Source organism: Aquabacterium soli (genome assembly GCF_003933735.1).
GTDB classification, from domain to species: Bacteria; Pseudomonadota; Gammaproteobacteria; order Burkholderiales; family Burkholderiaceae_C; genus Aquabacterium; species Aquabacterium soli.
In genome coordinates this window covers 273,177-291,859 of the sequence record NZ_RSED01000007.1, presented here as the reverse complement: position 1 = coordinate 291,859, position 18,683 = coordinate 273,177, and the positions used below count along the sequence as shown (strand labels likewise).

Sequence of the window (18,683 nt, the reverse complement as noted above, 5' to 3'; positions counted from 1 at the left end):
AATGCTAACCCCCTAGAAACAAAGCAACAAGTTCGGTTACAGAGTTCGTGCGAGGCTGCAGCACCAATGAAAAACCCCACCAATGGCGGGGTTTTTTTGGGGCCCCCGAGGGAGCCCGGCGTCCGGAAACCGGAAGCGGCTTACTTGGCGCGGGTGCCGACCACTTCGATTTCAACGCGGCGGTTCTTGGCGCGGCCGTCGGCAGACTTGTTGTCAGCCACGGGTTGCAGTTCGCCCTTGCCTTCGGTGTAGACGCGGTTGGCTTCGATGCCCTTGCCGGTCAGGTAGGCCTTAACGGCTTCAGAGCGACGCACCGACAGCTTCTGGTTGTAGGCATCGGTGCCGACGGAGTCGGTGTGCCCCACGGCGATGATGACTTCCAGGTTCAGGTCCTTGACCTTGTCGGCCAGGTCGTCGAGCTTGGCCTTGCCTTCAGGCTTGAGGACAGACTTGTCGAAGTCGAAGAAGGCGTCAGCAGCGAAGCTCACCTTCTCGGTTTGCGGAGCGGGCGGCACCACGACCGGGGCGGGCGCGGCAGGCGCGGCCGGGGCGGGCGTAGCGGCGGGAGCAGGGGCGGCCGGGACGGGCACGCCATCGCAACCTTGGACGCCGGTGGCCGGGGTCCAGAAGGCATCACGCCAGCACAGTTCGTTGGTGCCGTTCTTCCAGACGGTACCGTCGGTACCGCGCCAGTTGTCGACTGCCTGGGCCTGGGCCGCACCGGCGGTCAGAGCTGCAACGGCAAACAGGGCGGCGATGTTGTTCAGTTTTTTCATGTGAATCCTTACCTTGGTCGTTTGACGGCAGCCTGTGCTGCACGGGTCCCTCTTGGCTGGGTACATCAGGGGAATACCCTAGCGAATAACGCACAACCCATTCTGCCATAGGCGGCCCAGGGCTCAAGTCAAGGCCGGCTTACAGATCTTTTCGGGCCTCACTTGTTGCTGCATCGCTACAAGTGAGGCCCGAGCGTGTCTGGAAAAGTGCGTGGAAGGCGGCCCGCGCCCGCGATCTACAATCGGAGGTTGCCCAGCGCATCCCACCAACACGCATGACGCAATTCGCCAAGGAAACCCTGCCCATCAGCCTCGAAGAGGAGATGCGGCGTTCGTACCTCGATTACGCGATGAGCGTGATCGTCGGTCGGGCTCTGCCCGATGCCCGCGATGGCCTCAAGCCCGTCCACCGTCGCGTCCTGTACGCGATGAACGAGATGGGCAACACCTACAACGCCAAGTACCGCAAGAGTGCTCAGGCCGTGGGTGAGACCATGGGTAAATATCACCCGCACGGTGATTCGGCCATCTACGACACCATCGTGCGCATGGCCCAGCCGTTCAGCCTGCGGCACATGCTGATCGATGGCCAGGGCAACTTCGGCTCGATCGATGGCGACAACGCGGCGGCCATGCGGTACACCGAAATCCGCCTGGACAAGATCGCGCACGAACTGCTGGCCGACATCGACAAGGACACCGTCGATTTCGGGCCCAACTACGATGGCAGCCACAAAGAGCCGGCCGTGCTGCCCACGCGCCTGCCCAACCTGCTGGTCAATGGCTCGGCCGGCATCGCGGTGGGCATGGCCACCAACATCCCGCCGCACAACCTCAACGAGGTGGTCGATGCCTGCCTGCACGCGCTGAAGAACCCGGAGTGCAGCGTCGATGAGCTGATGGAGATCATCCCGGCGCCCGACTTCCCGACCGCCGGCATCATCTACGGCCTGAGCGGCGTGCGCGAGGGTTACCGCACCGGCCGCGGCCGCGTGGTCATGCGTGCCCGGGTGCATTTCGAGGACATCGGCAAGGGCGACCGCCAGGCGATCATCGTCGACGAGATCCCCTACCAGGTGAACAAGAAGAACCTGCTTGAGCGCATCGCCGAGCTGGTCAACGAAAAGAAGATCGAAGGCATCAGCCACATCCAGGACGAATCCGACAAGTCCGGCATGCGGGTGGTGATCGAGCTCAAGCGCGGCGAAGTGCCCGAGGTGGTGCTCAACAACCTGTACAAGCAGACGCAGCTGCAGGACACCTTCGGCATCAACATGGTGGCGCTGATCGACGGTCAGCCCAAGCTGTGCAACCTGCGCGACCTGGTCATCGTGTTCCTGGAGCACCGCCGCGAGGTGGTGACCCGCCGCACGGTGTTCGAGCTGCGCAAGGCGCGCGAGCGCGGCCACGTGCTGGAAGGCCTGGCCGTGGCGCTGGCCAACATCGACGAGTTCATCGAGACCATCAAGACCTCGCCCACGCCGCCGGTGGCCAAGACGGCCCTGATGAGCAAGGGCTGGGATTCGTCGATGGTGCGCGAGATGCTGGCCCGGGTCGATGGCGACCCTCAGCAGTACCGCCCCGAAAGCCTGCCGGTGAACTTCGGCCTGCAGGCCGACGGCCTGTACCGCCTGTCTGACGCTCAGGCCAGCGAGATCCTGCAGATGCGCCTGCAACGCCTGACCGGGCTGGAGCAGGACAAGATCATCGGTGAATACCGCGATGTGATGGCCGAGATCGCCGACCTGCTGGACATCCTGTCCAAGCCCGAGCGCGTGTCCACCATCATCGGCGAAGAGCTCGCCGCCATCCGTCAGGAGTTCGGCCAGACCAAGCTGGGCGCGCGCCGCTCCACCATCGAGCACAACGCGCAGGAGCTGGGCACCGAAGACCTGATCACGCCCACCGACATGGTGGTCACGATCAGCCACACGGGGTACATCAAGAGCCAGCCCCTGAGCGAATACCGCGCTCAGAAGCGCGGCGGCCGCGGCAAGCAGGCCACCGCCACGAAGGAAGACGACTGGATCGACCAGCTCTTCATCGCCAACACGCACGACTACATCCTGTGCTTCAGCAACCGGGGCCGCGTCTACTGGATCAAGGTCTGGGAAGTGCCGCAGGGCTCGCGCAACTCGCGCGGCAAGCCCATGGTCAACATGTTCCCGCTGGAGAAGGACGAGAAGATCAACGTGGTGCTGCCGCTCACCGGCGAGTTCCGCAGCTTCCCAGAAGATCACTACGTGTTCATGGCCACGCGCATGGGCACCGTCAAGAAGACCCCGCTCACCGACTTCAGCAACCCCCGCAAGGCCGGCATCATCGCCGTGGGCCTGGACGATGGCGATGTGCTGGTGGGGGCGGCGCTGACCGACGGCAAGCACGATGTGATGCTGTTCTCCGATGGCGGCAAGGCCGTGCGCTTCGATGAAGAGGACGTTCGCCCGATGGGCCGCAGTGCCCGCGGCGTGCGCGGCATGATGCTGGAAGACACGCAGAGCGTGATCACCATGCTGGTGGCCGAAGACGAAACGCAATCCGTGCTCACAGCCACCGAGAATGGTTTCGGCAAGCGCACGAGCATCGTCGAGTACACCCGCCACGGCCGCGGCACCAAGGGCATGATCGCCATCCAGCAATCCGAGCGCAACGGCAAGGTGGTCGCGGCCACCCTGGTGCGTCCGGCAGACGAGATCATGCTGATCACCGACAAGGGCGTGCTGGTGCGCACCCGCGTGTCGGAGATCCGTGAGCTGGGCCGCGCCACGCAGGGCGTGACCCTGATCGCCCTGGACGAAGGCGCCAAGCTGATCGGCCTGCAGCGCATCGTCGAGAACGACGCCAATGCCGCCCTCGACGTCGACACCGAGGGCGACACCCCTGCCGGCGACACGCCTGATACTTCCGCCGACAATGGTGGAACCGAAGGCTGAGGCCTGACACCAAGCAACCAGAGGCCCGTCGCGGACGGGCACTTTTCACGAAATAAGGACCGACCTCTTATGAAGCTGACGAAAACTGTGTGGGCGACCGCGGTGGCCTCGACCCTGCTGGTGGCCTCGCTGAGCGCACACGCCCAGACCAAGAAGGAACTGGTGCAAAAGCTGATCGACATCCAGCAGTCCTCGCTGGAGAACACCGCCCGCGGACTGACCGAGAACCCCGCCCGTCAACTGGTCGCCGCTGCCCAGCAGGTGATCGTGCAGGGCGTGCCCGAAGACAAGCGTGAAGCCACGGCCAAGCAGGTCGACGCCGAGATCAAGAAGTACCTCGATGCCGCCAACCCCATCGTGCGCGCCAGCACCCTGAAGCAGAGCCAGGCCGCCGTGGCACCCCTCATCGAAGAGAAGTTCACCGAAGACGAGCTCAAGCAACTGGTGGGCATGCTGGATTCGCCCGTGCTCAAGAAGTACCAGGGCCTGCTGCCCGAGATGAGCAAGACCCTGGTTGACAAGGTCGTGGCCGATGCCCGCCCGCAGGTCGATCCCAAGCTGCAAGCCACACAGACCGCCATCCGCTCGATCCTGGACAAGGCCACCGGCGGCAAGCTGAGCCAGCAACAGCCCCAGGACAAGCCCGCCGCGGCCAAGCCCAAGGCCAAGTGACGGAGCGAGGGTGGTTGCAGGCATGACGACGCGTCCCTTCAATTTCTCGGCCGGTCCGGCCGTCCTGCCCGAAGAGGTGCTGGCGCAAGCCGCCGCCGAGATGCTCGACTGGCAGGGCTCTGGCATGAGCGTGATGGAGATGAGCCACCGGGGCAAGGAATTCATCTCCATTGCCAGGCGGGCCGAGGCTGACCTGCGCGACATCCTGGCCATCCCGGCCAACTACAAGGTGCTGTTCATGCAGGGCGGGGCCATCGCCGAGAACGCAATCCTGCCCCTGAACCTGTCGCGCGGCGGCCGAGCCGATTACGTGGTCACGGGATCGTGGTCGCTGAAATCGCAAAAGGAAGCCCGCAAGTACTGCGACGTGAGCGTGGTGGCCACCAACGAAGGCGACGGCCACACCACGGTCCCGAGCCCATCGACGTGGGCGCTGAGCAATCAGGCCGCTTACGTGCATGTCTGCAGCAACGAGACCATCAACGGCGTGGAGATGCACGAGCTGCCCGATCTTAAGGCGCTCGGCAGCAATGCACCGCTGGTGATCGACTGCTCGTCGCACATCGCCTCGCGCCCGATCGACTGGTCGCGCGTGGGCGTGGCCTATGGTGGTGCACAGAAGAACATCGGACCGGCCGGCCTGACCTTGGTCATCATCCGCGAGGACCTGCTGGGCCACGCCCTGCCGGTCACGCCCACCGCCTTTGATTACAAGGTGGTGGCCGACAACGACTCCATGTACAACACCCCGCCCACCTACGCCATGTACGTGGCCGGACTGGTGTTCCAGTGGATCCAGCGCCAGCGCGAGGGTGAGCTGTCCGGTCTGGCCGCGATCGAGGCCCGCAACGTGGCCAAGGCGCGCCTGCTGTACGAGTGCTTCGACACCTCGGGCTTCTACGCCACCAAGGTGGTGCCCGAAGCGCGCTCGCGCATGAACGTTCCCTTTTTCCTGCCCTCCGACAGCCTGAACGATGCCTTCCTGGCCGGGGCCAAGGAACGGGGTTTGCTTCAACTGAAGGGACACAAGAGCGTGGGCGGCATGCGCGCCTCCATCTACAACGCCATGCCGCTGGCCGGGGTGCAGGCCCTGGTCGATTACCTCAACGATTTCGCGCGGCGCCATGGCTGATTCTTCCCACACCCCCGCTTTCCACCATGTGCCCGATGGGCGCCCGGTGGACGAGCAGTTGGCCGACCTGCGCGTGCGCATCGACAGCGTGGACCGGCAACTGCTGGGCCTGCTGAACCAGCGCGCCCAACTGGCGCAGGCCGTGGGCGAGGTCAAGAAGGTCGATGGCTCGCCGGTGTTCCGGCCCGATCGCGAGGCCCAGGTCATCGACGGCCTGAAGGCCGCCAACCCCGGCCCGGTGCGGGCCGAAAGCATCGCGCCCATCTGGCGCGAGATCATGTCGGCGTGTCGCTCGCTGGAAGCGCGCCTGCGTGTGGCCTTCCTGGGCCCGGTGGGCACCTTCAGCGAACAGGCCATGCTGGATTACTTCGGCTCGTCCATCGAGCCGCTGCCCTGCCCCAGCTTCGACGAGATCTTCCGCGCCACCGAGGCCGGCTCGGCCGACTACGGTGTGGTGCCGGTCGAGAACTCTACCGAAGGCGTGGTGGCCCGCTCGCTCGACCTGCTGCTGCAATCGCCACTGACCATCGCGGGCGAGACCTCGCTGCTGGTCACGCACAACCTGCTGCGCAAGACGCTCTCGCGCGATGGCATCACCGCCGTGGTGGCCCACCCGCAGGCGCTGGCGCAGTGCCAGGGCTGGCTGAGCCAACACCTGCCAGATGCCGAGCGGCGCGCCGTGAGCAGCAATGCTGAAGGCGCCCGCCTGGCGGCCGAGGATGATTCCCTGGCCGCACTGGCCAGCGAGCGCGCGGCCTCGCAGTTCGGACTGCACGTGGTGCAGCGCGCGGTGCAGGACCAGGCCCACAACCGCACCCGTTTCGTGGTCGTGACCCGCACCGATCGCCACCCGCCTTCAACCCCCACAGGCCACGACTGCACCAGCGTGGTCGTGTCGGTGGACAACCGGCCCGGCGCCGTGCACGACATGCTGGTGCCGCTCAAGGTCAATGGCGTGTCCATGACCCGCCTGGAATCCCGTCCGGCCCGTTCGGGCCAGTGGGAATACGTGTTCTACATCGATCTGGCCGGACACCCGCAAGAGCCCAACGTCGCCAAGGCACTCGACGAACTGCGTGCCCAGTGCCGCTTCTTCAAGGTGCTGGGCAGTTTCCCGCTCGATGCGCATTGATGCGCCGGTAGTTTTGTTTCTGATTTCCCTGGACGATCTGGCATGTTCAACCAACTCGGTCTGATCGGATGCGGCCTGATGGGCGGCTCCTTCGCACTGGCCCTGAAAAAGGCAGGCCTGGTGCGCCGCGTGGTGGGCTACAGCAAATCACCCTCCACGGTCGAGAAGGCGCGCCGCCTGGGCGTGATCGACGTGGCGGCCGAATCGGCGCTGCTGGCTGTGTCCGGCTCGGACATCGTCATCATCGCCGTGCCGGTGGCCGCCACCGAGAGCACCTTCCGCGCCATCCGCCACCTGGTGGATCCGGGCGTGCTGTTCATGGACGTGGGCAGCACCAAGCGCGACGTGGTCGATGCGGCCCGCCGTGTGCTGAAGGAACGCCTGCCCTCCTTCGTGCCTGCGCACCCCATTGCCGGCCGTGAAGTGGCCGGCATCGAGCATGCCGACGCACAGCTCTACCAAGGCCGCAAGGTCATCCTGACACCGCTGCAGCAGACCGACCCGGTGCTGGTGCAAAAAGCCACCGACGTGTGGGCCGCCATCGGCTGCCAGGTGCTCAAGATGACGCCGGAGAACCACGACACGGCGTTCGCGGCGGTGAGCCACCTGCCGCACCTGGTCGCCTTTGCCTACATCAACGCGATGCAGCAGCAGCCCTCTGGGCGCGAGTTCCTGTCGCTGGCCGGCCCGGGTTTCCGCGATTTCACGCGCATCGCCGCGAGCGAGCCCACCGTGTGGCGCGACATCCTGCTGTCCAACCGCGAAGAGATCCTGAAACAGTCCGAGGCTTTCCGCGCCACGCTGGACGCCATGGAACGCAGCATGCGAGACTGGGACGGCGAGGCCTTGCAGCAGCAGATCCAGTCTGCCTCCGATTCGCGCAGCCAGTGGACGCTCAGCACGCACACACCGCCCAGCGGGCCCTCTGGCGGGGGCAAGACCTCCCGCTGATGCACACAGGCCCCTGACACGATGTTCCGGGGCCTTCTCTTTTCTGAACCGCCGCCATGTACACCACCGCCTTCCTCGACCTGCCTCCCCTGCTCCAAGCCGAGGGCTCGGTGCGCCTGCCCGGCTCCAAGAGCATCTCCAACCGCGTGCTGCTGCTGGCCGGCCTGAGCGAAGGCACCACCCGCGTGCACGACCTGCTGGCCTCCGACGACACCCGCGTGATGCTCGATGCGCTGCGCACCCTGGGCTGCGACATCCGTCCCGAGGGAGAGACGCTGGCGATCACCGGCCTGGGTGGCCAGTTGGGCGTGCCCAACGCACAACTGTTTTTGGGCAATGCCGGCACCGCCATGCGCCCGCTCACGGCCGCACTGGCGCTGCTGTCGGCCACCCAGGGCGGCGTGTTCGAACTCAGCGGCGTGCCGCGCATGCACGAGCGCCCCATCGGTGACCTGATCGACGCGCTGCGCCCGCTGGGCTGCCACATCGAATGCCTGGGCCAGGAGGGCTACCCGCCCCTGCGCCTGAACGGCGGCATGCTGAAGCTGGACGCCCCCATCAAGGTGCGCGGCGATGTCTCCAGCCAGTTCCTGACCGCGCTGCTGCTGGCCTTGCCTCTGGTGTCGAAAGACCAGGCCCTGACCATCGAGGTCGAGGGAGAGCTGATCTCCAAGCCCTACATCGAGATCACCCTGAACCTGCTGGCGCGTTTCGGCATCGCCATCGAGCGCCAGGGCTGGGAGCGCTTCATCATCCCGCAGGGCAGCCGCTACCAGTCGCCCGGCGAGATCCACATCGAGGCCGATGCCTCGTCCGCGTCCTACTTCATCGCGGCCGGCGCCATCGCGGGCATTGAGCAACCCGTGCGCATCGAGGGCGTGGGCCTGGACTCCATCCAGGGCGACATCCGCTTCGTCGAAGCCGCACGCGCCATGGGCGCCCAGATCGAGGGCGGCCCGAATTGGCTGGAGATCAAGCGCGGCGCATGGCCCTTGAAGGCCGTGAGCATGGACTGCAACCACATCCCCGACGCGGCCATGACGCTGGCGGTGATGGCCTTGTACGCCGAAGGCACCACGCGCCTGAGCAACATCGCCAGCTGGCGCGTGAAGGAAACCGACCGCATCGCCGCCATGGCCACCGAGTTGCGCAAGCTGGGCGCCGTGGTCACCGAAGGCGGGGATTACATCGAGGTGATGCCACCCGCCCCCGGCGCCTGGACGCACGCCAGCATCCACACCTACGACGACCACCGCATGGCCATGTGCTTCTCGCTGGCCGCATTCCACCCGCTGGCACCCACCATTGGCGCAGGGCAGACCGTGTCGGTGCGCATCGAAGACCCGCGCTGTGTCGGCAAAACCTTCCCGGATTATTTCGAGACGCTTTTCCAGGTGGCGAAAAATGAATCTCGCCAAATCCCGGTCATCACCATCGACGGCCCCAGCGCGTCGGGCAAGGGCACGCTGGCCAGCGCCCTGGCCACCCGCCTGGGCTACCAGTTCCTGGATTCCGGCGCCCTGTACCGCGTGACGGCCCTGCTGGCCCTGCGCCGTGGCGTGCCTGCCGACCATGAGCCCGCCCTGGTGGGCCTGGCCAGACAGTTGGGCGAAGAGATCCCCCTGCGCTTCGAAGGGCATCAGGTCTGGCTGGACGGCCAGGAGGTCAGCGAAGACCTGCGCCAGGAAGAAGTCGGCCAGAACTCGTCGAAGATCTCGGCCCTGCCGGGTGTGCGCCAGGCCCTGGTGCGCCAGCAGCTGGCCTTCCGCAAGCTGCCCGGCCTGGTGGCCGACGGCCGCGACATGGGCACCGTGATCTTCCCGGACGCCGGCCTGAAGGTGTTTTTGACGGCCTCCGTGGCACAGCGGGCGGAGCGCCGGTATAACCAATTGATTTCAAAGGGGATTTCTGTTACCCTTGATGAGATCTGCGCAGACCTTGAGGCGCGCGACCTGCGGGACAAGTCTCGTGCGGTTGCCCCGATGGTGCCTGCTGCCGATGCCCGTTTGCTCGACAACTCTGCGCTGTCCATCGACCAGTCGGTGGACACGGTGCTGGGTTGGTGGACAGACGGGTGGCCCCATGTGGTCACGCCCCAGGCGTGATCAGGCAAGGCCAATTTTAGGTGTGATGTGCCCTCCCCGCCGCCCGGCGCGGAGGCGAGGTTTCGAACCTCGGCACGGCAACAAGGCCAGGCCGTACATCGCTTCTTCAACCTAACCGCTTGTTCCGTTGCCTGTCGGTCCAAGCGTTACCGTCGGCCCCAAAGCCGACACAGGAAACCTCATGTCTGAATCATTTGCCGCCCTATTTGAAGAGTCGTTGCAGCGCGCCAACATGCGCACTGGCGAAGTCATCACCGCCGAGGTCGTGGCTGTGGACCACAACTTCGTGGTCGTCAACGCCGGCCTGAAGTCCGAGGCCTATGTGCCCATCGACGAGTTCCGCAACGACCAGGGCGAGCTCGAAGTCCAAGTGGGCGACTTCGTCTCCGTGGCCGTGGACGCCATCGAAAACGGCTACGGCGACACCATCCTGTCGCGCGACAAGGCCAAGCGCCTGGCCTCGTGGCTGTCGCTGGAAACCGCCCTGGAATCGGGCGATTTCGTGACCGGCACGGTCAATGGCAAGGTCAAGGGCGGCCTGACCGTCCTGGTCAACGGCATCCGCGCCTTCCTGCCTGGTTCTTTGCTCGATACGCGCCCTGTCAAGGACATGTCGCCGTTCGAAGGCAAGACCATGGAGTTCAAGGTCATCAAGCTGGACCGCAAGCGCAACAACGTCGTGCTGTCGCGCCGTGCCGTGGTCGAAGCCTCGATGGGCGAAGAGCGCGCCAAGCTGATGGAAACGCTGCGCGAAGGCGCGATCGTCCATGGCGTGGTCAAGAACATCACCGAATACGGCGCCTTCGTGGACCTGGGTGGTATCGACGGCCTGCTGCACATCACCGACATGGCATGGCGCCGCGTGCGTCACCCTTCGGAAGTGGTGACGGTTGGTCAAGAGCTGTCCGCCAAGGTCCTGAAGTTCGACGCCGAGAAGAACCGCGTCTCGCTGGGCCTCAAGCAAATGGGCGACGATCCGTGGGTTGGCGTTTCGCGCCGTTACCCCTCGGGCACCCGCCTGTTCGGGAAGGTCACCAACATCGCTGACTACGGTGCTTTCGTCGAGATCGAACCGGGCATCGAAGGCCTGGTGCACGTGTCTGAGATGGACTGGACCAACAAGAACGTGGCGCCCAACAAGATCGTCAACCTGGGCGACGAAGTGGAAGTCATGGTCCTGGAGATCGACGAAGACAAGCGTCGCATCTCGCTGGGCATGAAGCAGTGCAAGCCGAACCCCTGGGACGACTTCTCGCAGAACTTCAACCGTGGCGACCGCGTCAAGGGCCCCATCAAGTCGATCACCGACTTCGGCGTGTTCGTGGGCCTGGCTGCCGGCATCGACGGCCTGGTGCACCTGTCCGACCTGTCGTGGAACGAAGCTGGCGAAGCCGCTGTCCGCAACTACAAGAAGGGCCAGGAAGTTGAAGCGATCGTGCTGGCCATCGACGTGGAACGCGAGCGCATCTCCCTGGGCATCAAGCAGCTGGATTCCGACCCCTTCACCAACTTCACGACCCTGAACGATCGCGGTGCCACCGTGACCGGCGTGGTTGCCACGGTTGATGCCAAGGGCGCCGAGATCAAGCTGGCCGATGACATCCTCGGCTACCTGCGTGCCTCGGAAATCAGCCGCGACCGCGTCGAAGACGCCCGCAACGTGCTGAAGGAAGGCGACGAAGTCTCGGCCGTCGTGATCAACGTCGACCGCAAGACCCGCAACATCCAGCTGTCGATCAAGGCCAAGGACAACGCAGAGCAGCAAGAAGCCCTGCAGTCCCTGCGCGCCGACACGACCAAGGAAGGCTCCGGCACCACCAGCCTGGGCGCCCTGCTCAAGGCCAAGCTGGACCAGAACAACGGCTGATCTTCGGCTGTTACCGCTGGCGGGCCTTCGGGTTCGCCGGCCGCTCCCAGAGACCGCTCCGGTCCGGGCCCGCGTCAAGCAGGCCTGGGCCGGCTCTCCCTGGGGGCTGTGATGAAGCGGCACGCCGCACCGCAGGCCCCACGCCCCTTCATCACAGCCCCTGAATCAGTTCTGTCGCATCACCCATGACCCGTTCCGACCTGGTGGCCAAGCTGGCCGAGCGCTTCGGCCAGCTCACGCAACGCGATGCCGAGTTCGCCGTCAAGACCATCCTGGATGCCATGTCGGAAGCGCTGGCAAAAGGCCACCGCATCGAACTGCGCGGCTTCGGCAGCTTCTCGATCAACCGGCGCCCGCCGCGCATGGGCCGCAACCCGCGCTCTGGCGAGCAGGTGCTGATCCCCGAGAAGCTCGTGCCGCACTTCAAGCCCGGCAAGGCCCTGCGTGAATCGGTGGACGCCCGCTCACCGGGCAACAACGCAACAGCCCCAGGGGACGACACCGCGGATGCCGACGCCACGATGGTGGACAATCAGCCTCAGCGCTGAGCAAAAAGCCTCCCCATCCCCAACCGAGCCAAGAAGAGGGACCGACATCCATGCGTGCACTGACCTGGCTGTGGCGTGCGTTTCTGTTCTTCGTGCTGTTCGCCTTCGCCCTGAAGAACCAGCATGTGGTCGACGTGCGGGGATTCTTCGGCTACAGCTGGCAGGCCCCGATGGTGTTCGTCATGCTGGGCGTGTTCGGCGCCGGCTGCGCCATTGGCGTGGTGGCCATGGTGCCCAGCTGGTGGCGTCACCGCCGCGATGCGCGCAAGCGCCTGCACATCATCGCCGAACAGTCACCGGCGGCCGACGACCCGCAGGCCGCCCCTGATACCGCGGGCGCCGTGCCCTCCCAACTGCCGCACCCGCCTGACATGCCCGCGCCTCGCAAGCCTGGCCGCTGACATCTCCTGCGCCACACACGATGGACTTCGATCTGCAATGGCTGCTGCTGGCGTTGCCCGGCGCCTTCCTGCTGGGCTGGCTGGCCTCGCGCCTGGATCTGCGCCAGATGCGCCGCGAAGAAGGTGCCACGCCCCAGGCCTACTTCAAGGGCCTGAACCTGCTGCTCAATGAACAGCAGGACAAGGCGATCGATGCCTTCATCGAAGCCGTGCAGCACGACCCGGACACCTCCGACCTGCACTTCGCCCTGGGCAACCTGTTCCGCCGCCGTGGCGAGTACGAACGCGCCATCCGCGTTCATCAGCACCTGCTGGCCCGCGGCGATCTCAAGCGTGAAGAGCGCGAGAAGGCCCAGAACGCGCTGGCGCACGATTTCATGAAGGCCGGCCTGTTCGACCGGGCCGAAGAGGCCTTCAAGGCGCTGGAAGGCACGGCCTTCGGCACCGATGCCCGCCTGGCCCTGCTGACGCTGCACGAGCGCTCACGCAACTGGCACCCGGCCATCGAGGTAGCCCGCCAACTGGAGGCCGCCGGCACCGGCTCGTTCGCGCCCCGCATGGCGCACCACTGGTGCGAGATCGCGCTGGAATCGGATGCCCGAGGCCACACCGACGAAGCTGATCAGGCCTTGCGCCGCGCCCGCGAGGCCGCGCCCCAGGCCGCACGCCCGCTGGTGCTGCAGGGCCAGCGCCATGCCCGCCGTGGCCAGCCGGCCGAGGCGCTGGCCGCATGGGACGAGTTGATGGCGCTGCAGCCGCAATCCTTCACCCTGGTGGCGGCCGACTACGCCAAGGCCGCACAGCAGTGTGGCCAGGCTGACAACGCCCGCCACAAGCTGCAGGCACTGTATGGCCAGTACCCATCGGTGGATGTGCTGCAGGCGCTCAACAGCCTGCAGGACGACAGCGCCGAACGCCGCACCCGTCTGCTGAACCACCTGCACCTGCAGCCTTCGCTGTCAGCCGCGCAAGGCCTGATCCGCGAGCGCCTGGCCACCGGTGTTCCCTTGAGCAACCAGGAGATCGAATCCCTGCAACAGGCCCTGCACACGGCCGCCAAACCCCTGCAGCGCTACCGCTGCGCCGCCTGCGGCTTCGAAGGCCAGCACTACTTCTGGCAATGCCCTGGCTGCCAGGGCTGGGACACCTACCCGCCGCGCCGCCTGGAAGACCAGTGACGCGTCAGGGGGCGGTAACGGCCATCAATGGCTGTGGTGCTCATGCGTGTCGGCCACCGGTGTCCCCACCGGTGCGGCGCTGCGCACGGGCACGCTCACCCGCTGCTCCAGCACACGCCCCTCGGGCGTCTTCAGCTGCAGCACCACCGGCACGCTGGCGCCGGCCTTCAGGGGCGTCTTCAGGGACATCAGCATCAGGTGGTGTCCACCGGGCTTGAGTTCGACCGCCTGGCCAGCCGGCAGGTCCAGCGAGGCCACGGGGCGCATGCGCATCACGTTGCCGTCCATCGCCATCTCGTGCAGCTCGGCCGAGCCGGCCACGGGGGTGCTGAAGCCCACCAGTTGCAAGGGGCCGTCCTTGCTGCGCAGGCTCATGAAGCCGCCGGTGCCGCTCTGACCCGGCACGGTGGCCCGCACCCAGGCGCCGCTCACCTCGACCGCCGCAACCTGGGCCTTGGTTTTGGCGACGGGCTTGGCCGAACCGTGCGTCGATGCCGTCCCTGGATGCTGGTGATCGGCCAGCGCGGTGCCCGGCGCGAGCAGTGCAGCCGTGCCGACCAGACCGCCGGCCGCACAGGCCAGGCTCAGCAAGGGCGTTGTCAGGAACATCGAGCGCTTGGCTTTCATGGGGTCTCCTCAGGGTTCGGATGCGGTGTCGCCGGCCAGGGCCGCACACCAGCTTCGCAGTCTAACCAGAGCGATGGGCAGATGTGGCACAGCCCCAGGGTGGCGGCAATCCCTGATTCATACCCTTGCGCTTTGCGGACAACACGCAGACGATTCGACCTCGTCAATGGTCAATGCCAAATGGGTCAAGGTCAGTCAAAAGGGGAAGACACCATGGACAAGCTGAATTACGTCCACAGCCGGGGGGGCGCCTTCGGCCCGGACACCGACACCTCGGCGCAGGACATCGCCGCGGCCGTGGAGGCTGCGCTGGCGCACAAGGATGGCCACCTGATCCTGCACTTCCACGGCGGGCTGGTCAGCAAGCAGACCGGGCTCGATCTGGCCGGCAAGCTGCTGGGCACCTACGAGGACGCCGGCCACCCCCTTTTCTTTGTCTGGGAGTCGGGCTTTTTCGAGACCCTGCGCAACAACTTCGCTGAGCTGGCCGACGAGCCGGTGGTCAAGCAGTTGCTGCGCAAGGTGATGGAACACGCGCTCAAACGCCTGGGCTCCGTGTCGGGCACGCGATCGATCGCGCCGGCCGCCGTGGACGCACGCCAGGTGCGCGAGGCGGTCGATCGCTTCTGGGCCGACCCGAGGCCTGAGAACGTGCCCTATCGCCACGAACGCCCCCATGTCAGCGAACTGCAGGCGCGCAGCAGCGCCGGTCAGGTCAACGAGGCCGAGATCCAGGCCGACCTCGAGAACGACCCGGAGTTGCGCGCAGCGCTGGCCGGGCTGCCGGGCGTGCCCACGCAGACCCGATCCAGCTTCGCCGCTGGCCTGGGCCCCGTGGTCGAGCGCGACACCCCGGTGGCCGACATCCTGAGCCACGAGTTTTCCAGCCGGCCGGGCCAGCGAGGTTTCATCGCCTGGTTCAAGGTCGCGGCCTTCGTCGTGGCCTGCCTGCGCCGCGTGCTCAAGCGCTACGCGGGCGCGCGTGACCACGGCCTGTACGCCACGGTGCTGGAAGAGATCACGCGGGAGATCAAGCTGGGCGGCTCCAGCCTGAACCAGTGGGGCCAGGCCCTGCAATGGAACCGCATGAAGCAGGACACGCTGGATGCCTTCCAGCCCGATGCCGACCGCTATGTCGGCACGGCCCTGGTGCACGCCCTGAACCAGCAGGCGCAGGCCGGGCGCTCGCTCAAGCGCATCAGCCTGATCGGCCACAGCACGGGCGCCATCTACATCGCGCAATGGCTCAAGGCCTGTGCGGGCACCCCGCTGGCTCAGGTGCCCACCCAGGTGCTGTTCCTGGCACCGGCCATCACCTACAGCCTGTTCGACCAGACGCTGCGCCAGTACTGGGCGCCGGTCAAACGCTTCCGCATGTTCGCGATGACCGACGAGCTGGAACGCGACGACCAGGTCTGGGGCGAAGACCACAAGCTGCATGAAGGCGAGCGCGACTGGCGGCGCTTCATCTATCCGTCCTCGCTGCTGTACCTGGTCTCCGGCATCCTGGAGACCCAGGCCGATGCCGATGGCCAGGAGGTCGACACGGCCGACACGCCCTTGCTGGGCATGGAGCGCTTCTACCGCCTGGCCTCGGTGTTCGACGAGGCGGGCTTTCCGGCGGTGGTGCGCACACGCCAGTGGCTGGATGCGGAGCCTGGCCGGCTGGTGTGGTCACGCACTGCCGAGGGCACGCCAGCCGGCCTTCAGAGCCACAGCATCGACCACGGCGGCTTCGACAACGACGAGCTCACGCTGGCATCCCTGCAGCACGCCCTGAGCCAGCCGCTGTGAGGCCACCATGAGCGCCACCCCTGCCCTCAACACCGAAGACCACGCCATCTTGCTGGCAGTGAACCGCTACCCCGGCCTCACCCCCTTGAAAGGCCCGGAGAACGATGCCCAGGCCTTCAGGGCCTGGCTGGTGTCTCCCCAAGGTGGCGCGGTGCCAGAGCAGCAGGTGACGAGCATTTTCTCGAGCGATCACCCTGCCCCGGTCGATCCTTACGACGAGCGCCCCGCCATCAAGGATTTCCACCGTGCGCTGGACCGCCTCACCCTGGATGCCCAGCGCCAGTTCAAGACCCGCGCGGGTCGGCGGCTCTACCTCTTCCTGGCCGGCCACGGCTTCACGGCGGGCGCCATCAAGAACGACCCGGCCCTGTTCACCGCCGAGGCCCAGGCCTACGACGCCGTGCACATCGCCGCGCCGCGCTATGCCACGCGCATGGCCGATGCCGGGCTGTTCGACGAGATCGTGCTGGTGATGGACTGCTGCCAGGACTTCTTCTTCACCAAGGAGGTGATGAATCCGACCTGGACACCGCCCGCGCGCAACCTGTCCAACCAGGTCAAGGTGTTCCAGGCCTTCGGCGCACCGCGCGGGCAGGCGGCCTATGAAGAAGCTGTGGCGGAGGGCGGTCCGGTGCATGGCAACTTCTCGCGCATCTGGTGCGAGGCCCTGGCCTCGGCGGATGCCGACGACGAGGGCTGGGTGACCAGCGACACCGTGCGCCGGCGCGCGCTGCGCCTGTGGAAGGACAGCGGCCTGCAGGACAAGACCGGCAATGTGCCGCCCATCGACCTGCCGTCAGAGGACATCCGCTTCTACCGCAAGGGCAGCACGCCACAGACACCAGCAGCCATCCGGTTGCCGCCCACCAACGCCATCCCGCGGATGGAGCCGGTGGGCAGCACCGCACGCACCACAGCCATACGCACCGGTGTACGCGCTACCAAGGACGCGCTGGGCGCCGGTTCGGCCGGGGCCAGCCTGCCGACCGCCGTCTTCGGTGGCCCGCCCGAGACACCCGCAGGGTCCGTGGCGCCGGTTGTCTTGCGCCGCTCGGAGGTGCGCATCGAGACGCAAGACGATCTGGCCCACATCGAGGTGCTGGACAAGCACCTGCACACCGTGGCCACGGGTGTGGGTGACCTGATCGTGAAGCTGCCGGCCGGCCGATACACGGCGCGCTTTCGCCTGGGCGATGCCCTGCTGGAAGAGCCCTTCCAGGTGCTGAGCGCCCCCCTGGTGGTGCGTTGCCCGCAACGGCTGCGCTTTTCCAGCCCGGTGCCCCTGCCTGACACCGCCACCACGCACGAGTACCAGTCCGGCCCGGCCGACCACCTGATCCAGCAGGCACGGCTGGCCGACGCGACACCGCGCACGCCCGGGCAATTGCTGGTGTTCGTGCGCGCCTCGCAGCATGCCCCGGGCGGCCGGGATGCCGATGTCGACGAGGCAATGACGCGGCTGACCCTGCGCGATGCGCAGCATCAGGCACTGCCACTCGACCAGGATGACCGCGACGCCCCCAGCGGCTGGCGCTTCCTGAGGGCCAGTCCGTGGGAAGGCGTGCACTGGCTGTCCTGGCGCGACAGCGATGCGCTAGAGGCTCGCTCCCTGGAGATCCCCGTGCACGTGTCCGATGGCCAGACCACCCAGGTCTTCGTGGATTGCGAGTTGCGCGACACGCTGCGCCTGCCCGGCGAGGGCCGTGTGCGACTGCGGCTGGCCGAGGCGTCCATCGTGTCGTGGCCGCACGCCCGCCTGCCGGCCCTGCAGGCGCCCGAGATGCGCCTGATCGACAGCCTGCGCAGCCGCCTGGCCTCGCCACTGGTGGGTGACGCGACAGCGCTGGTGGACAAGGCCGTGGGCCTGGCCGCTGTCTCGCCACAAGCCGCGCTCTACGCCATCGGCCTGTGCCTGAGACAAGGCAACGTGGACTGGCATCAGGTGCTGGGCATCGCGCGGGCCGCACTGGCCCAGGCCGCAGCGCAGGCAGCCCCCATGTCAGCAGCTGCCCTGAAGGCACCTTTCGCCTACCGGCCCGGGCCGCCCGACCTGTTCGCCCTGGTCGCCATCGCCGAGAAGCAACTGGGCCAGCCGATCTCCATTGCCTTGCCGTTGAGCGAGGCCCCGCAGATGGCCTTCGTGTGGGACCTGGCCGAGGCCTGGCCCACCGGTGAACTGCTGGAGTTGGCCTTGTGCCGGCTGGAAACCCACCTGCGCGTGTCCGGCGGCCTGCAGGCCACCTTTGTCAGGCCGAACGGATGGCAACTGCCCGACGAGGTGTCGCTGCAGATGGCAACGCCTCTGGCAGCGCCTGAAGACTGGGCCGCGCTGGTACCGGCCCTCAAGCGACTGGGCCCGCAGATGACGCCGCTGCAGGGCGTGATCCGCGGGCGCATCATCGCGCAGGTGACCGAGCATGGCCGCTTCGATGCAGCACAGCTGGATCTGCAAGGCCGCATCGACGCGGTGGACGTGCGCCATGCGCTCAATGGCCTGTATCAGCTGACCAGCGAGACGGCGCCACCCTCGGTCACGGTCGAAGAGACCGTGCTGGGCTGACCCGCGT

14 protein-coding genes are annotated in these 18,683 nt (G+C 66.6%); 12 read left to right on the top strand and 2 right to left on the bottom strand.

Annotation, left to right across the window (positions count from 1 at the left end; genetic code table 11):
- Positions 1–140: 140 nt before the first annotated feature.
- Positions 141–776 carry an outer membrane protein OmpA gene (gene ompA / locus EIP75_RS11310; RefSeq protein WP_125243368.1) on the bottom strand — a complete coding sequence of 212 codons (636 nt, stop codon included), beginning with the start codon at positions 774–776 and terminating at the stop codon, positions 141–143.
- Between the two features lie 275 nt (positions 777–1,051).
- Between ompA and gyrA the strand changes: the two genes are divergently transcribed.
- The 10 genes from gyrA (at position 1,052) to lapB (ending at position 13,695) form a co-directional block, all read left to right on the top strand.
- On the top strand, positions 1,052–3,709 hold the full coding sequence (gene gyrA, locus EIP75_RS11305; protein ID WP_125243367.1) for a DNA gyrase subunit A: 2,658 nt from the start codon (positions 1,052–1,054) through the stop codon (positions 3,707–3,709).
- 69 nt (positions 3,710–3,778) lie between these two features.
- On the top strand, positions 3,779–4,381 hold the full coding sequence (locus tag EIP75_RS11300; protein WP_125243366.1) for a DUF2059 domain-containing protein: 603 nt from the start codon (positions 3,779–3,781) through the stop codon (positions 4,379–4,381).
- A 22-nt stretch (positions 4,382–4,403) separates the two neighbouring features.
- Positions 4,404–5,513: a 3-phosphoserine/phosphohydroxythreonine transaminase gene (serC, locus tag EIP75_RS11295; RefSeq protein WP_125243365.1), complete on the top strand. Its 1,110-nt coding sequence runs from the start codon at positions 4,404–4,406 to the stop codon at positions 5,511–5,513.
- Positions 5,506–6,645 carry a prephenate dehydratase gene (pheA, locus tag EIP75_RS11290; protein ID WP_125243364.1) on the top strand — a complete coding sequence of 380 codons (1,140 nt, stop codon included), beginning with the start codon at positions 5,506–5,508 and terminating at the stop codon, positions 6,643–6,645. The genes serC and pheA overlap by 8 nt, the downstream gene beginning before the upstream one ends.
- 42 nt (positions 6,646–6,687) lie before the next feature.
- Positions 6,688–7,596: a prephenate dehydrogenase gene (locus EIP75_RS11285; RefSeq protein ID WP_125243363.1), complete on the top strand. Its 909-nt coding sequence runs from the start codon at positions 6,688–6,690 to the stop codon at positions 7,594–7,596.
- Positions 7,597–7,652: 56 nt separating this feature from the next.
- Positions 7,653–9,701, top strand: coding sequence for a bifunctional 3-phosphoshikimate 1-carboxyvinyltransferase/cytidylate kinase (locus tag EIP75_RS11280; RefSeq protein ID WP_125243362.1), 2,049 nt, complete (start codon positions 7,653–7,655; stop codon positions 9,699–9,701).
- 181 nt (positions 9,702–9,882) lie between these two features.
- Positions 9,883–11,568, top strand: coding sequence for a 30S ribosomal protein S1 (rpsA, locus tag EIP75_RS11275; protein ID WP_125243361.1), 1,686 nt, complete (start codon positions 9,883–9,885; stop codon positions 11,566–11,568).
- Between the two features lie 185 nt (positions 11,569–11,753).
- On the top strand, positions 11,754–12,116 hold the full coding sequence (locus tag EIP75_RS11270) for an integration host factor subunit beta (protein ID WP_233584807.1): 363 nt from the start codon (positions 11,754–11,756) through the stop codon (positions 12,114–12,116).
- Positions 12,117–12,166: 50 nt separating this feature from the next.
- Positions 12,167–12,517 (top strand): LapA family protein, encoded by a 351-nt coding sequence (locus tag EIP75_RS11265; protein WP_125243360.1) that lies wholly within the window; start codon positions 12,167–12,169, stop codon positions 12,515–12,517.
- A gap of 20 nt (positions 12,518–12,537) precedes the next feature.
- Positions 12,538–13,695: a lipopolysaccharide assembly protein LapB gene (gene lapB / locus EIP75_RS11260; protein WP_125243359.1), complete on the top strand. Its 1,158-nt coding sequence runs from the start codon at positions 12,538–12,540 to the stop codon at positions 13,693–13,695.
- A 24-nt stretch (positions 13,696–13,719) separates the two neighbouring features.
- Here the strand turns inward: lapB and EIP75_RS11255 are convergent, their stop codons facing one another.
- Positions 13,720–14,322 (bottom strand): copper chaperone PCu(A)C, encoded by a 603-nt coding sequence (locus EIP75_RS11255; RefSeq protein WP_233584806.1) that lies wholly within the window; start codon positions 14,320–14,322, stop codon positions 13,720–13,722.
- Positions 14,323–14,535: 213 nt separating this feature from the next.
- Here EIP75_RS11255 and EIP75_RS11250 point away from each other — a divergent pair, with 213 nt between their 5' ends.
- Both EIP75_RS11250 and EIP75_RS11245 read left to right on the top strand, forming a co-directional pair.
- Positions 14,536–16,116, top strand: a complete 1,581-nt coding sequence (locus tag EIP75_RS11250) for a hypothetical protein (protein WP_125243358.1) — start codon at positions 14,536–14,538, stop codon at positions 16,114–16,116.
- 7 nt (positions 16,117–16,123) lie between these two features.
- The gene (locus tag EIP75_RS11245) at positions 16,124–18,676 is read left to right on the top strand and encodes a caspase family protein (RefSeq protein ID WP_125243357.1); all 2,553 of its coding nucleotides are present in this window, start codon (positions 16,124–16,126) and stop codon (positions 18,674–18,676) included.
- The last annotated feature ends 7 nt before the right edge of the window (positions 18,677–18,683 follow it).